Annotated in this window: 9 protein-coding genes; 3 read left to right on the forward strand and 6 right to left on the reverse strand. The window is 70.0% G+C overall.

From position 1 onward, the window contains the following. From AC27VN_RS16780 to AC27VN_RS16805, 6 genes are all read right to left on the reverse strand, one after another. On the reverse strand, window positions 1-3,770 hold a 3,770-nt coding region (locus AC27VN_RS16780; protein WP_490877258.1), incomplete at its 3' end, for a beta strand repeat-containing protein. Window positions 3,771-4,061: 291 nt separating this feature from the next. After that, window positions 4,062-4,799, reverse strand: a complete 738-nt coding sequence (locus AC27VN_RS16785; protein ID WP_208510620.1) for a response regulator transcription factor — start codon at window positions 4,797-4,799, stop codon at window positions 4,062-4,064. Beyond that, window positions 4,796-6,937 (reverse strand): sensor histidine kinase, encoded by a 2,142-nt coding sequence (locus AC27VN_RS16790; RefSeq protein ID WP_490877259.1) that lies wholly within the window; start codon window positions 6,935-6,937, stop codon window positions 4,796-4,798. The genes AC27VN_RS16785 and AC27VN_RS16790 overlap by 4 nt, the downstream gene beginning before the upstream one ends. A 277-nt stretch (window positions 6,938-7,214) precedes the next feature. Beyond that, a complete protein-coding gene (locus AC27VN_RS16795; protein WP_490877263.1) occupies window positions 7,215-8,621 on the reverse strand; it encodes a class II fumarate hydratase in 1,407 nt (468 codons plus the stop codon). Between the two features lie 49 nt (window positions 8,622-8,670). Beyond that, window positions 8,671-10,026, reverse strand: coding sequence for a cation:dicarboxylate symporter family transporter (locus tag AC27VN_RS16800; protein WP_093345007.1), 1,356 nt, complete (start codon window positions 10,024-10,026; stop codon window positions 8,671-8,673). Between the two features lie 24 nt (window positions 10,027-10,050). After that, complete coding sequence (locus AC27VN_RS16805) at window positions 10,051-11,427, reverse strand: class-II fumarase/aspartase family protein (RefSeq protein ID WP_490877260.1); 1,377 nt, start codon at window positions 11,425-11,427, stop codon at window positions 10,051-10,053. A gap of 92 nt (window positions 11,428-11,519) precedes the next feature. Between AC27VN_RS16805 and AC27VN_RS16810 the strand changes: the two genes are divergently transcribed. The 3 genes from AC27VN_RS16810 to AC27VN_RS16820 all read left to right on the forward strand — a co-directional run. Beyond that, entirely contained in the window at window positions 11,520-12,251 is a 732-nt protein-coding gene (locus AC27VN_RS16810; RefSeq protein ID WP_490877261.1) for a GntR family transcriptional regulator, read from the forward strand. Between the two features lie 108 nt (window positions 12,252-12,359). After that, window positions 12,360-13,391: a Bug family tripartite tricarboxylate transporter substrate binding protein gene (locus AC27VN_RS16815; protein WP_208508058.1), complete on the forward strand. Its 1,032-nt coding sequence runs from the start codon at window positions 12,360-12,362 to the stop codon at window positions 13,389-13,391. Between the two features lie 59 nt (window positions 13,392-13,450). Beyond that, the coding region (locus AC27VN_RS16820) for a response regulator (protein ID WP_490877262.1) at window positions 13,451-13,710 on the forward strand (260 nt) is incomplete at its 3' end.

The following is a 13,710-nucleotide window of genomic DNA, read 5'->3' on the forward strand; positions in this document are numbered from 1 at the left end:
CCCGCGCCGCTGACCGTGCCGTCCAGCGCGACGGTCTGGTCGATGTCGAAGCTGTTGACCCCCGTTCCCAGGCTCACGGCGCGCTTGCTGGCCGTGTCGCCCGTCACGTGCAAGGTGGCGCCTTCGAGCGCGAGGCCGCCCCCGACCGCGCCGAGGTTGGCATCCGACGCGATCTGCAGGATGCCGCCCTTGATGGTGGTGCCGCCGCTGTAGCTGTTGCTGCCGTCCAGCACCAGCGTGCCCAGGTCGTCCTTGACCAGGCCGCCCGCGCCGGCGATCTCGGAAGCGATGGTCGCGGTCATGCCCGCACCCGCCGCGGTGCCGTCGCCCACGCGCACCAACGTGGCCGGCGCGCCGATCGTGAGCGCATCGCCGTTGACCGTGTAGCCGTCGACCGCGAACTGCGCGCCGCCGATGCCCACCGGCTTCGCCCCGCCCTGGGTGTCGACCGTGACGATGCCGGCCTGGCCGCTGAAGATGGCCACGCCATCCTGCTGCCAGCCGGCGTTGAGCGCGCCGTCGACGCCGGTCCAGCTCGAGGTCGAGCCCCCCGCGCGCCAGGTGCCGCTGCCGCCGGCGATCTTGCCGTCGTTGAAGTTCGCCGGATCGCCGCCGTCCCACAGCGTGAGCGTCACGCCGTCGCTGTTGACCAGGTTGACCTGGTTCGCGACGCTGGTCTGCACCTGCAGGTTCTTCGCGTCGGTCGGCGCGGTGCCGATCTCCAGGCCGTTGTCGGTCAGCGTGCCCGTGTAGTCGATGAGCCGGTAGAGACCGGCACCGAACTTGCCGCCCTGCGACTGCGTCACGTTGAGCGTGCCGTCGAGCTGCAGGTTGCCGTTGACGCTGATCAGGTCGTTGAGCGCCCCGCCCGCCACGCCGGCCTGGCCGAGCTCGTAGTTCAGCGTCGAGCCGGCCGCAAGGTTCAGGCCGCCGACGGTCAGCGTGCCCGCGCCGCCGGCACCGGGCGACAGGATGCCTTCGCCCACGTTCACCGTGCCCGCGATGCTGCCGCTGCCGCCGAGCGTGCCGCCGCCCTGCACCTGCACCGCGCCGCTGCCGGTGGCGCTGCCGCTGGTGTTGGCGACGATCAGCGTGGTGCCCGTGACGGTCGTGCCGCCGCCGTAGGTGTTGGCACCGGTCAGACCCACCGCGCCCGTGCCGGACAACGCGAGCGCACCGTCGCCGTCGATGGTGCCGGTCAGCGTCAGCGGGTTGCTGCCGTCCACGCCGAGCGTGGCGCCGGCACCCAGCGTCACGCCGTTGTTCACCCCGATGTTCGCCACGCCGCTGCGCAGGTTCGCGTTGCCGGCCACCGAGAGCTTGCCGCCCCCCAGCGCGAGGCCGTCGCCGAGGCTCAGCGTGCCGCTGTTGAGCGTGGTGCCGCCGGTGAAGCCGTTGGCCTTGCCGAGCGTCAAGGTGCCGGTGCCGCTGTAGATGATGCCGCCGGTGCCCAGGATCTGGCCGCCGAGCGCGATGTCGTTCGCGCCATCGACGTTCAGGTTCGCATTGAGCACCACGTCGTTCGCGAGGTTCACGGCCGCGCTCGCGTCGAGCGCGGCCGTGCCGCTCACCGTCAGGTCGCCGCCGCCCAGCGAGGTGTCGGTGCCCACGCGCAGCGCGCCGGATTCCAGGTTCACGCCGCCCGAGAAGTTGTTCGCGCCGCCCAGCGTGAGGCGGCCCGTGCCGTTCTTCGTCAATGCGCGAAGGCCGGTGATCGCGCCGTTGAGCGCGAGGTCGTTGGCACCGCCGACGGTGAGCGCCGCATTGAGGCGGAAGTCGTTGGCGAGGCTCACTGCCTGGTTCGACGCGAGCGAGCTCGGGCCGCTGACCGTGACGCCGGCCTGGCCCAGCGCCGTGTCGTTGCCCACGGTGAGCGTGCCGGCGCCGAGGTTGAAGCCACCGGTGAAGGTGTTGGCACCGTTGAGCGTGACGCCCGGCGCGCCAGCCAGGCTGATGCCGCCGGCGCCGCTGATCACGCCATTGAGCGTGAGCGCGCCGCCGCTGCCGGCCGCGCCGAAGTTCAGCGTGTTGTTAAGCACCACGTTGTTGGCGAGCGTCACGCCGGCCGCGCCGGTCAGCACGGAGGCGCCGTCGATGGTGAGGTCGCCGGTGCCGAGTGCCGTGTTGCTGCCCACGTCCAGCCTGCCGCCGCCCATCGTCGTGCCGCCGCCATAGGTGTTGCTGGCGGCCAGTGCAAGGTTGCCGTTCGACCTCAGGCTGCCGGCCCCCGAGATGGGTGCGCCGAAGGTCAGCGTGCCCGTCCCGTCGAGCGTCAGCGCGCCGCTGAGCTGCACCTGGTTGTTGAGCGTGCCGGTGAAGAAGGTGTTGAGAGCGACATTGCCGCCCACCAGGAACAGGCCCGAGCCGAGCGCACTCGCGTTGCCCAGCGTCAGGCCGCCGCCGTTGAGTGCGAAACCGCCGCTGAAGGTGTTGACGCCGTTCAGCGTGAGCGTGCCGGTGCCGTTCTTGATGAGGCCGGCGCCGCCGCTGACGGTGCCGCCCAGCGTGAAGCTGTTGGCGCCCTGCACGATCAGGCCGCTGGTGAGGTTCACGTTCTGCGCCAACGCGAGGCCATCCACCGAGGCCTGCATCGCGCCGCCGCTGCCGGTCAGCGTGCCGGTGCCGAAGGACAGCGCGCTGTCGAAGATCGCGATACCGCCGTTGAGCACGGCACTGCCGCTGACGACCGGGCCCTGCAGGGTCCAGGTTCCGCTGTTGACCAGGAGGTTCTCGAAGTTGAGGTACTGGGTCGACGAGATCGTGCCGCTGCCCCCGCTGCCCGAGCCCGGGCTGCTGACGGTGTTCTGCAGCACCAGCGTGTCGGTGCCGCCCACGCCCGCATCGACCGTGCCGGCGGCCGCGTAGGCCAGCAAGCTGTTCGCCGCCGTCGGGACCGTGACGCCGGGCAGCGGCCCCAGCCCCCCGTTGATGCTCGAACCGGTGACCGCGATGAAGGTGTCGTCGCGTTCGCCGCTGCCGAGCGCGACGCTGCCGTTGATGGTGCCCGCATTGACGAAGCGGTTGCCGCCGGCGGTCGGGCTCTGGAACGCGACCCGACCCGTGATGGTGCCGGTGTTCGTGAAGTTGACGTTGCCGCCGCCGTAGATGCCGACCGCGATGCCATTGATCGGGTCGAAGGCTCCCTGCGCGGCGAGTCCGATCGTGCCCGCGTTGGTGATCGTGCTCTGGCCGGCGTTGGCGATCAGCATGGCGATGCCCGACAGCCCGAAAGTACCGTTGTAGGTGCCTTCGATGCTGCCCTGGTTGTTCACCGCCAGCGCGCCGCTGCCGGGCGCGATCAGGTTGCCGATCGACAGCGCGCGCGCCAGCACCAGCGAGCCCGCCGCATTGGCATCGATCGCACCCAGGTTGGTGAGCGTGATGCCGGTGCCGCCCAAGTTCAACGCCGTGCCGCCGGGCAGCGTGCTCATGACCGCGCCGGCCTGCACCGTGACGTTGAGACCGTTCGCGTTGCTCAGGAAGCTGTTGGGATTGGGCGGCAGCAGGATCGGCGCGCCGGTGCAGCTGACGAAGGCGCCGTCTCCCGGCGCGGCCGGCGTGCAGGCGGCCCAGGCCGCACCGCCCGCGAGCTGCAGCGCACCGAACACCCCGAGTGCCGGAAGCATGCCGATCCTGGTCAGCCCCACGAGACGTGTCGCGCGGCCCGCACGCTGGCTGGTGCTGCGCTTGCCGCGCGCGCGCGTGGTTTCCGAGACGGCCACCCAGGCGCCGATCGCGGCATTCCAGATCGTCTTGTAGGCGCTGTTCATGAACGGCTCGCTTCCGTGGTCGGCGTGCGGAAGGCGCTTCGGACAGAAGCGAATGCAGCCGATGCCGCGTGGGCGATGGCTGTCGAATGGCTGTTCATGGGGGGTCTCCTCCTGCCATGCAGTCGCGAGGAGGCGCATGGCATGTGCGGCATCACTGCGCTGCCGCTTCGAGCGAAATTCTCAAGTTCCGCTCTTCGATTTGCACCTTACTTTTTCTTGCAATGAGCCCCGCAAATCCCTCTGGAAAACCGTGGCCTCGCCGACAAAGGAATGCCTTGGTACTCGCATGGCTCAAGGCTCGATGCGCGCATCCCCCTGGAAGCTGTAGCCCTCGCCGCGCACCGCGACGATCGGCAGCTTCTCGCCGCTGGCCTGCTCGGCCTTGCGCCGCAGGCGCGAGACCGTGACATCGAGGTTGCGCTCATAGGCTTCGAGGCCGGGCCGCCCCATCGCCGCGAGCAGCGTGCCGCGGTCCACCACTTCGCGCGGCTGCTCGATCAGGCATTGCAGCAGCCGCGCTTCCGCATTCGACAACTGCACGCGCTGGCCGGTGGGCGACAGCAGCAGCCAGGTGGTGTAGTGATAGCGCCAGGGCGCGTGCACGGCGAGTTCGCCGGCCTCCGCGACACCGGGCTCGCGCGTCCCCTGCCCCGGCGTTTCCTGGCTGCGCTGCAGCAGGTTGTTGAGCACCATCTCGAGCTCGCGCAGGTTCACCGGCTTGACCAGGTAGTAGTCGGCGCCCAGTCCCAGTCCATGCAGGCGGTCGTTCAGCATGCCGCGCGCGGTCAGCATCACGATGCGCATGGCGCTGCGCGAACGCAGCCGCGCCAGCACGCTGAATCCGTCCTCGCCCGGCAGGTTGACGTCGCACACCACGGCATCGAAATCCTGCCGCTCCAGTTCCGCGTCGAGCTTCTCGGCGCTGTCCACGCCGTGGGCCAGCATGCCCACGCCGCGCAGGTAGCGCAGCACCGTGTCGCGCAGGTCCTCGTCGTCCTCGATGACCAGCACGCGGGTGGCGGCGGTCATCGGCCGCCTCCGGGGTCGGCCATCGACATCGCGATCGCACGACGGGTTTCCGGCGGCTCGGCGCTGCCCAGCAGTGGCAGCGTCAGCGTCAGCACGGCGCCCTCGCCGGGCCCGTTGGACGCGACCACGCTGCCACCGTGAACCGTGGCGATGCGGTGCACCATGTGCAGGCCCAGCCCGATGCCCGGAATGCGCCGCACGCCGGCCGCGCGATAGAAGCGCTCGAACACGTGCGTCAGGTCCTGCGGCATGAAGCCCGGGCCTTCGTCACACACCTGGATGCAGACGCCCGGTATCGCGTCGCCCTCGGGAAAATCATCGGAGCGGCAGCGCCGGATGCCGGCGCGCACGCGCACCAGCGAATGCGCCGGCGCGTACTTGATGGCGTTGGTCAGCAGGTTGTCCATCGCAATGTGCATCAGCGTCTCGTCCGCCAGCACCGGCAGCTCGCGCGCGTCGAGCTGCAGCGAGATGCGCCCGCCGGCGACGCCCTCGTTGTGCTCCTCGATCTTCTCGCGCAGGAAGACCGCGAGCTCGATCGGCGCCAAGCTCAGGTTGTTGCTCGAGGCATCGAGCCATTCGTCGGCCAGCAGGGTGTCGACCAGGTCGCGCATGCGAAAGACCGTGCGGCTGATCTTCTCGGCCTCCTTCTTGACCTCCTCGCGCGCCAGCCCGAGCCGGTCGTCCGAGAGGATCTGCGCCGAGCCGCCGATGGTGCCGAGCGGCGTGCGGAACTCGTGCGACACCATGGCCAGCAGGCCGCGCTGCTCGCGCAGCGCCAGCGCCAGTTGGTCGTGGGTGCGATGGTGCTCGGCGATCTCCTGGCGCAGGTCGCGCGTGCGCTCGTTCACGCGCCGCGCGAGCCGCGCACGATGCCGCAGCGACAGCGACAGCGCCCGCCGCTCGCGATGGCGCACGCGCCAGCCCAGCGCGAAGAAGAAGGCCATGATGTGCAGGATGCTGCCGAACACGTAGCTGTACTGCGTGAGCTGCGTGTAGGGCAGCCACTGCAGGTTCTTGGCGAAGTGCACCGAGCCCATCAGGAAGTAGATCGCATAGCCGATCAGCCCCGGCCAGGCCTGGATGTTCCGGCGCAGCGCCATGACGCACATCGGCACCACGCAGGCCGCGAAGACCACCCACGCCAGGTTCAGCGGCCGCGCGACATGCCCGTAGCCGCCGGCGATGGCCACCGCGCACGCCGCGAGGCAGACCAGCGTCATGACCTGGAACACGCGGTTCATGCGCGGGAACTGCCGCTCCATGTCGAGCAGCACGCGGGCGAAGCCGAACGCAGCCGCCGTGTGCAGGCAGACCGAGAAGTTGTGCAGCCGCACGGCGGCCACGGGGCTGTTCTGCAGCCACAGGAATGCCGGCATGCCCTCCGAGCTCCCGAACAGCAGGCCGAGCGTGACGAGGTAGCCGGCGTAGGCGATGAAGCGGCGGTCCGGCAGCGCGATGCCCATCATCAGGCTGACCACCGCCATCAACAGGGCCATGCCGACGACCGCCGCGTCGGCGTAGTTGAGCCGCTGCTGCACCGTGGCCAGTTCCCGCAGCGGCGAGACACCGCCGGCGAGGCTCAGGGTGCGGTCGCCCGCCAGGCGCACCCAGACCCAGCGCGGCTCGGTATCGGGCTGCGCGGGCAGGCGCACGGCCGAGATCGACCAGGGCATCTCGCGCTGGGCGCTGGCGCGCATCCCGCCCAGCGCGCGGTGCGCGAAGCCACCGTTCGCGCCGGCGCCGGCATCGGGCCACCAGACGTCGAGGTAGTCGACATACGGTGCATTGAGCCGCAACCACCAGCCGCTCTCGAGCGGGCGCTCGACCTCCGCGGGCGAAGCCTGGACCTGGAAGCGCACCCACCACGCGCCCCGGGCGTAGCCGCCGTTGAGGGCGCCCGGCAGCGTCTCGAATCGTTCCTGGTAGGGCGACGACGCCACCTGCTCGCGCGTCAGCTGGCCGGTGGCGTCGTAGTAGGCCTGCGAACGCCCGTCGAGGTTGCGCTCGAACATGCTCAGGCCGGCGTCGAGCCGCAGCGGCCCCGGCTGCGCATGGCTCGGCAGCGCCAGGCACGCGAGCAGCAACCAGGCGAGTCCCAGCGCCGCGCGGATCGCGGCGCACCGCAACCCGAACATCGTCCGGCATGGCGCCATGAATGAAGTGGCCGTCCGGGTCCTCGAATTCATGCGGGGCTTCGCGGGAATGGGTGTGCTCGTCCGTCAGGGGTTCTGGAACTACCGGCATCCGTGGCGCCTGCTCGCCGCCCTCGGGATGGATGGAGGCCGGGCGCCATCGCCGCGCGGACTCCGCCGCCGTTTCGCCCCGGATTCTGGGGCGCGGCTGCGGAGTTTGCACCTTACTTTTTCTTTCACCCTGCTGTTTCGCGGACCCCCGGCCCGGCGCCCGGGTCCCTCAGGCCGCAGCGGTGCCCGCCGGCCTGGCCATCGCCGCCGGATCGACGAGCCGGTCGTACGCGTCGCCGTCGATGAGCTGCAAGGCGATGGCCGCCGCCCGCGGCGTGATGCCGCGCGCGAGCGCCTCGCGCGTGATGCGCGCCACGCGGTCGTAGCCCAGCACGGGATTCAGCGCCGTCACCGCCAGCAAGGCGTTGTCGACGTTCGCCGCGAGCCGCGCGCGCTCGGGCTCGATGTCCTTCACCAGCCGCTCGGCGAACACGCGCGAGGCATCGGCCAGCACGCGGATCGATTGCAGCAGGTTCTGGATGATCAGCGGCTTGGCCACGTTGAGCTCGAAGTTGCCCGAGGCGCCCGCCATGGTGATGGTGAGGTGGTTGCCCATGGCCTGCAGCCCGGCCTGCACCACCACTTCGGCAATGGTCGGGTTGCGCTTGCCCGGCATGATCGAGCTCGTGAGCCCGTCGTCCGGAATGCGCAGCTCGCCCAGGCCGCAACGCGGGCCCGAGCCCAGCAGCCGCAGGTCGTTGGCCATCTTCACGAGCGAGGTCGCGAGCACGTTGAGCGCGCCCGACACCTCCACCAGCGCGTCGTGCGAGGCCATGCCTTCGAACTTGCTGGGGTTGGGCGCGAAGGCGATGCCGCTGAGCGCGCCCAGTTCCTCGCAGAAAGCGGCATCGAAGCCGGGCGGCGCATTGAGCCCGGTGCCCGCCGCGGTGCCGCCCTGCGCCAGCAGTTGCAGCCGCGCGAAGGTGGCGTCGATGCGGTCGATGCCGTGGCCGACCTGGCGCGCGAAGGCGTCGAAGCTCTGCCCCAAGGTCATCGGCACCGCGTCCATCAGGTGGGTGCGCGCGATCTTCAGCACGTCCGCGAAGGCTTCGCTGCGCTCCTGCAGGCGCTGCCGCAGCAACTGCAGCGCGGGCCGTAGGCGCTGGCGCAGTTCGAGCGCGGTCGCGATGTGCATCACGGTCGGAAAGCTGTCGTTCGACGACTGGGAGGCGTTGACGTGGTCGTTGGGATGCACCGGCGACTTGGTGCCCAGCGGCTGCCCCAGCAGTTCGTTCGCGCGGTTGGCGATGACCTCGTTCGCGTTCATGTTGGTCTGCGTGCCCGAGCCCGTCTGCCACACGGTGAGCGGAAAGTGGTCGTCGAAGCGGCCGTCGCGCAGCTCGGCGGCGGCCTCGAGGATCGGCGCCACCATGGCCGCGTCGAGCGCGCCGCAGCGCAGGTTGGCGCGCGCCGCGGCCATCTTCTGCAGGCCGAAGGCGTGGATCAGGCTCGCGGGAAAACGCTCCTCGCCGATCTCGAAGACCCCCAGCGCGCGCTGGGTCTGCGCGCCCCAGTAGCGGTCGGCCGGAATCTCGACGGGGCCGAAGGCGTCGTGTTCGATGCGCATGGCGGTCATGGCAGTCATGGCAGTCATGGCAGTCATGGCAGTCATGGCAGTCATGGCATCAGGCCCGCGCGGCATGGGCGTCGACGGGCGCCACGCCGTCGTCGAGGTCCTGGTCGGCCTGCGCGGTGTCGGGGTAGCGCTCGGGGTAGAGGTGGCGCTCGGCCTGCTGCGCGTCGAAGGTGCCCGACCACTTGGCGACCACCACCGTGGCCACGCTGTTGCCGATCACGTTGCAGGTCGAGATGGCCATCGACAGGAAGCGGTAGACGCCGAAGATCACCGCCAGGCCCTCGACCGGCAGCAGCCCGGTCGAGGTGACGGTGGCCGCGAACACCACGAACGAGCCGCCCGAGACCGTGGCCGCGCCCTTCGAGGTCAGCAGCATCAGCAGCAGGATGCCGATCTGGTGGTCGAGCGTGAGCGGCACGCCGTAGGCATGCGCGATGAACATCACGCCCATGGCCATGAAGATCGAGGTGCCGTCGAGGTTGAAGGCATAGCCGGTGGGCAGCACCAGGCCCACGGTCTGCTTGGCGCAGCCCAGGCGCTCGAGCTTCACGAGCAGGCGCGGCAGCGCGCTCTCCGAGGAGGCGGTGCCCAGCACGATCAGGATCTCGTCCTTGATGTAGCGCAGGAAGCGCCACAGGCTGAAGCCCGCGAACTTCGCGACCAGCCCCAGCACCACCGCGATGAACAGCACGATCACCGCATAGAAGCTCAGCACCAGCTGCGCCAGCGCCACCAGCACCGCGGAGCCGTTGCTGCCCACCGAGTAGGCCACCGCGCCGAAGGTGCCGATGGGCGCGAGCTTCATCACCAGGTTGATGAACGAGAACAGCACCTCCGAGATGATGTCGAGGCCGCCGTTGATCTTCTCGCGCCGGCTCTCGGGGATCGCGAGGATGCCGATGCCCACCATCACCGCCAGCACCACCACCTGCAGCAGCTCGCCCTTGGCGAAGGCGCCGACGAAGTTGTCGGGCACGATGTGCGCCATGAATTCGAGGAAGCCCTGCGGCGCGGCGGCCTTCACCGCCGGTGCCGCGGCCGCGCCGGCCACCGAGGCCATGCCCTTGCCGGTCTGCAGCAGGTTGCCCGCCAGCAGGCCGATGACCAGCGCGATGGTCGAGATCACCTCGAAATACACCAGCGAGCGCCAGCCCACGCGCCCCGCGCTGCGCACGTCGCCGGCCGAGGCGATGCCGTGCACGATGGTGAGGAACACCAGCGGCGCCACGCCCGCCTTGATGAGCGACAGGAACATGTCGCCGAGCAGCTTGAGCTGGCCCGCGAACTTCGGAAAGACGAAGCCGACCGCGATGCCCAGCAGCAGCGCGACCAGCACCTGCATGCCGAGCTTGCGGTACCAGGGCAGCTTCTTCGGCGGCGCGACCAGGGTGGAATCGTTGAGCATGGTTGTCTCCTTGGGTGCCCGGGCTCAGCCCCGGGCCTGCGCGGACAGCGCCAGCGCGCGGTCCACCATCCGGGGCGCGAGACCCAGATAGTTGGCGGGATCGGTCAGGCGATCGATGGCTGCGCGGTCGAAATGCGCCGTGACCTCGGGCAAGGCCGCCAGCGCTTCGGCCAGCGTGCCGCCCTTCTCGTTGACGGTGCGGCAGGCGTCGTAGACCACGTCGTGCGCCTGCTGGCGGCCGATGTGCGGCGCCATGCCCATCATCACGGCCTCGGCCACGATCAGGCCGCGGCTGATGCCCAGGTTGTGCTTCATGCGTGCCTCGTCGACGATCAGCCCGCCGAGCGCGAACTTGGCCTGGTGCAACGCACCGGCCGTGAGGATGAAGCTCTCGGGGATCGCGATCCACTCGGCATGCCAGGGGCCGGTGGCGCGCTCGAAGTCCTGCACCATCGCATCGACCATCAGGCCCGCATGCTGGCGCACCGCCTTCGAGGCCGCGAGCATCAGCTCGCTCGAGATCGGGTTGCGCTTCTGCGGCATGGTGCTGCTCGCGCCGCGTCCCTTGACGAAGGGCTCGTAGACCTCGGCGAACTCGGTCGAGGCCATGATCATGATGTCGAGCGCGATCTTGCCGAGCGAACCGGTGATGAGCGCCAGCAGGTTCACCGCCTCGGCGAAGCCGTCGCGCGCCACGTGCCAGGTGGTCGCGGGCACGCCGAGCTTCAGTTCCTCGGCCATCGCCGCCTGCACCTCGAAGCCCTTGTCGCCCAGCGAGGCCAGCGTGCCGGCCGCGCCCGCGAACTCGACCACGGCCACGCGCGGGCGCAGCTCGGCCAGGCGCTGCTGGTGGCGGTCGAACATGGCGAGCCAGATCGCGACCTTGTAGCCGAAGGTCACGGGCAGCGCCTGCTGCAGGTGCGTGCGTCCGGCCATCGGCGTGTCGCGGTGCTTGCGCGCGAGGTCGGCCAGGATGCCGCGCAGCTCGCGGATCTCGGCGTCGACCAGGTCGAGCGCATCGCGCACCTGCAGCGCGACGGCCGTGTCCATGATGTCCTGCGTGGTCGCGCCCCAGTGCACGTAGCGGCCCGCCTCGCCGCACATGGCGACCAGCTGGTGCACCAGCGGCAGGATCGGGTAGCCCACGATGTCGGTCTCGTGGCGCATGTGGTCGAAGTCGATGCGCTCGATGCGCGACTCGCGCGCGATGACCTCGGCCGCTTCGGCCGGGATCACGCCCATCTTGGCCTCGGCGCGCGCCAGCGCGATCTCGGCATCGATGTAGCGCTGGATCAGCGCCACGTCGGAAAACAGCGCGCGCATCGGCGCGGTGCCGAAGGCGTCGCGGAAAAGGATCGAATCGACGACGGTGCTGGCCATCGGGAGGGAGGCGGAGGACATGGACGGGCCTTGATATGTTCGGACATATTTAATTTAATATGTTCGGACATATGCATGAATAGGGTTTACCCTTAGGTCAAAATCGAGCCACCATGAACAAGCCGCGCTTCACCGACATCGCCCAGGAACTGAAGGAAGGCATCGCCTCGGGCCGCTTCCCGCTGGGCTCGCTGCTGCCGACCGAACTCGAGCTGCGCGACCACTACGGGATCAGCCGCCACACGGTGCGCATGGCGCTGCAGGAACTGCAGGACGCGGGCCTGGTGTCGCGGCGCAAGAACGTGGGCACGCGCGTCGAGTCGACGGTGGCGCGCATGGGCTTCCAGCAGTCGCTGGCCTCGGTGGAGGACCTGATGCAGTACGGCGCCGCCCACCTGCGCCTGGCACCCGAGATCGACACCATCGCGAGCAATGCCGCGCTGTCGCGCCTGCTCGGTTGCGAAGAAGGCACGCGCTGGCTGCGCATCTCCAGCCTGCGCATGGAGGAAGGTCCGCAGGGCCTGCCGCTGGGCTGGACCGACATCTACGTCGACACCCAGTACGCGGCGCTGGAGGCGCTGGTGCGCGCCGCGCCCGACACGCTGGTCAGCGCGCTGCTCGAGCAGCATTACGGCCTGCGCGTGGCCGAGATCGTGCAGCAGGTGCGCGCGGTCGACGCCTCGGCGGCGATGGCGCGCAAGCTGCGCATCGAGCCAGGCAGCGCGACCTTGCAGGTCCTGCGGCGCTATCTCGATGCCGACGGCGAGGTGCTCGTGAGTTCGGTCGCCACGCACCCGGGCGAACGCTTCTTCATCACCACGCACCTGCAGCGCGCGAAGGGTTGAGAAGGTGTGAATGAACCTGCTGCGCGGCCGGCGGCGGGACTGACAGCATTCCGACAGCCAGCCCCAGGCACCATGCGGCCTTCCCGAAAAACCACGGAGACAAGACCGATGCGCCTCGACCTTCCCCATGACCTGGGTTCGCCCACCCGCCGCCAATGGTTGCGATCCGGACTGCAATCGGGCGGCGCCCTCGCCCTCGGCGGCCTGTTGCCGGGCTTCGCCGGCCTCGCGCGCGCCGACGACACCTGGCCCAACAAGTCGGTGCGCTTCGTCGTGCCCTTCGCGCCGGGCGGCAGCTCGGAGATCGTGGCGCGCTCGACCGCGGTCGAGCTGTCGCGCACGCTGGGCCAGAGCGTGTTCGTCGACAACAAGCCCGGCGCGGCCGGCAACATCGCGATGAGCGAGGTGGCGCGCAGCACCGACCAGCACACGCTGATCCTCGGCCACATCGGCACGCTGGCGGTCAACCCCTACATCTTCGCCAAGCTGCCCTACGACGCGAACAAGGACTTCAAGCCCGTGAGCCTGCTGGCCAAGGTGCCCAGCCTCTACGTGGTGCACCCCGACGTGCCCGCGAAGAACCTCAAGGAGTTCATCGCCTATGCCAAGAGCAAGCCCGGCAAGCTCAGCTACGGCTCGGCCGGCAACGGCAGCGCGGGCCACCTCGCCTTCGAATACCTGAAGATGACCTCCGAGGTCTTCATGCTGCACGTGCCCTACCGCGGCACCGGCCCGATGGTGACCGACCTGCTCTCGGGCCGGCTCGACGCCTCGGCCATCGGCGCGGCGGCGGTCATCCCCTTCATCAAGGCCGGCAAGGTGCGCTGCATCGCCACCGGTTCGGCCAAGCGGCTGGCCCAGCTGCCCGACGTGCCGACCGTGGCCGAGCAGGGCTTCCCGGGCTTCGAGATGACGCAGTGGTACGGCATGCTCGCGCCGGCCAACATCACGCCGGCCCAGCTCGCCAAGCTCTCGACCGAGACCATGAGCGCCGTGAAGTCGCCCGAGTCGATGCGCCGCCTGACCGGCGACGCGGCCGAGGCCGTGGGCGGCACGCCCGAGCAGTTCGCGCAGTTCATCGCGAGCGAGCAGGCGCGCTGGCAGAAGGTGATCGCGCGGGCAGGCATCAAGCCCGATTGAGCGCGGACCTGCGGGAAAGCCGCCTGGGCGGCGGCACCGCCGCGCCCTACAGTCGCCCCATGCGCATCCTGCTGGCCGAAGACGAACACACCCTGGGCACCTGGCTCAGCAAGGCGCTCGAGCATGCGGGCATCCAGGTCGAATGGGTGGACGACGGCCGGCTGGCCGACCGTGCGCTGCAGCAGCGCGACCACGATGCGCTGGTGCTCGACCTCGGCCTGCCCGGGCTCGACGGCCACGCGGTGCTGCAGCGGCTGCGCGAACGCGACCAGCGGCTGCCCGCGCTGATCCTCACGGCGCGCGACTCGCTCGACGAGCG

The sequence above is a fragment of the Variovorax sp. 20P10.2.4 genome (assembly GCF_058244205.1).

Excerpts from the sequence above, each read along its gene's own strand:
- AC27VN_RS16785 (WP_208510620.1), bottom strand. The coding sequence starts at position 4,799 with ATGACCGCCGCCACCCGCGTGCTGGTCATCGAGGACGACGAGGACCTG.
- AC27VN_RS16810 (WP_490877261.1), top strand. The coding sequence starts at position 11,520 with ATGAACAAGCCGCGCTTCACCGACATCGCCCAGGAACTGAAGGAAGGC.
- AC27VN_RS16805 (WP_490877260.1), bottom strand. The coding sequence starts at position 11,427 with ATGTCCTCCGCCTCCCTCCCGATGGCCAGCACCGTCGTCGATTCGATC.
- AC27VN_RS16790 (WP_490877259.1), bottom strand. The coding sequence starts at position 6,937 with ATGTTCGGGTTGCGGTGCGCCGCGATCCGCGCGGCGCTGGGACTCGCC.
- AC27VN_RS16800 (WP_093345007.1), bottom strand. The coding sequence starts at position 10,026 with ATGCTCAACGATTCCACCCTGGTCGCGCCGCCGAAGAAGCTGCCCTGG.
- AC27VN_RS16795 (WP_490877263.1), bottom strand. The coding sequence starts at position 8,621 with ATGACCGCCATGCGCATCGAACACGACGCCTTCGGCCCCGTCGAGATT.
- AC27VN_RS16815 (WP_208508058.1), top strand. The coding sequence starts at position 12,360 with ATGCGCCTCGACCTTCCCCATGACCTGGGTTCGCCCACCCGCCGCCAA.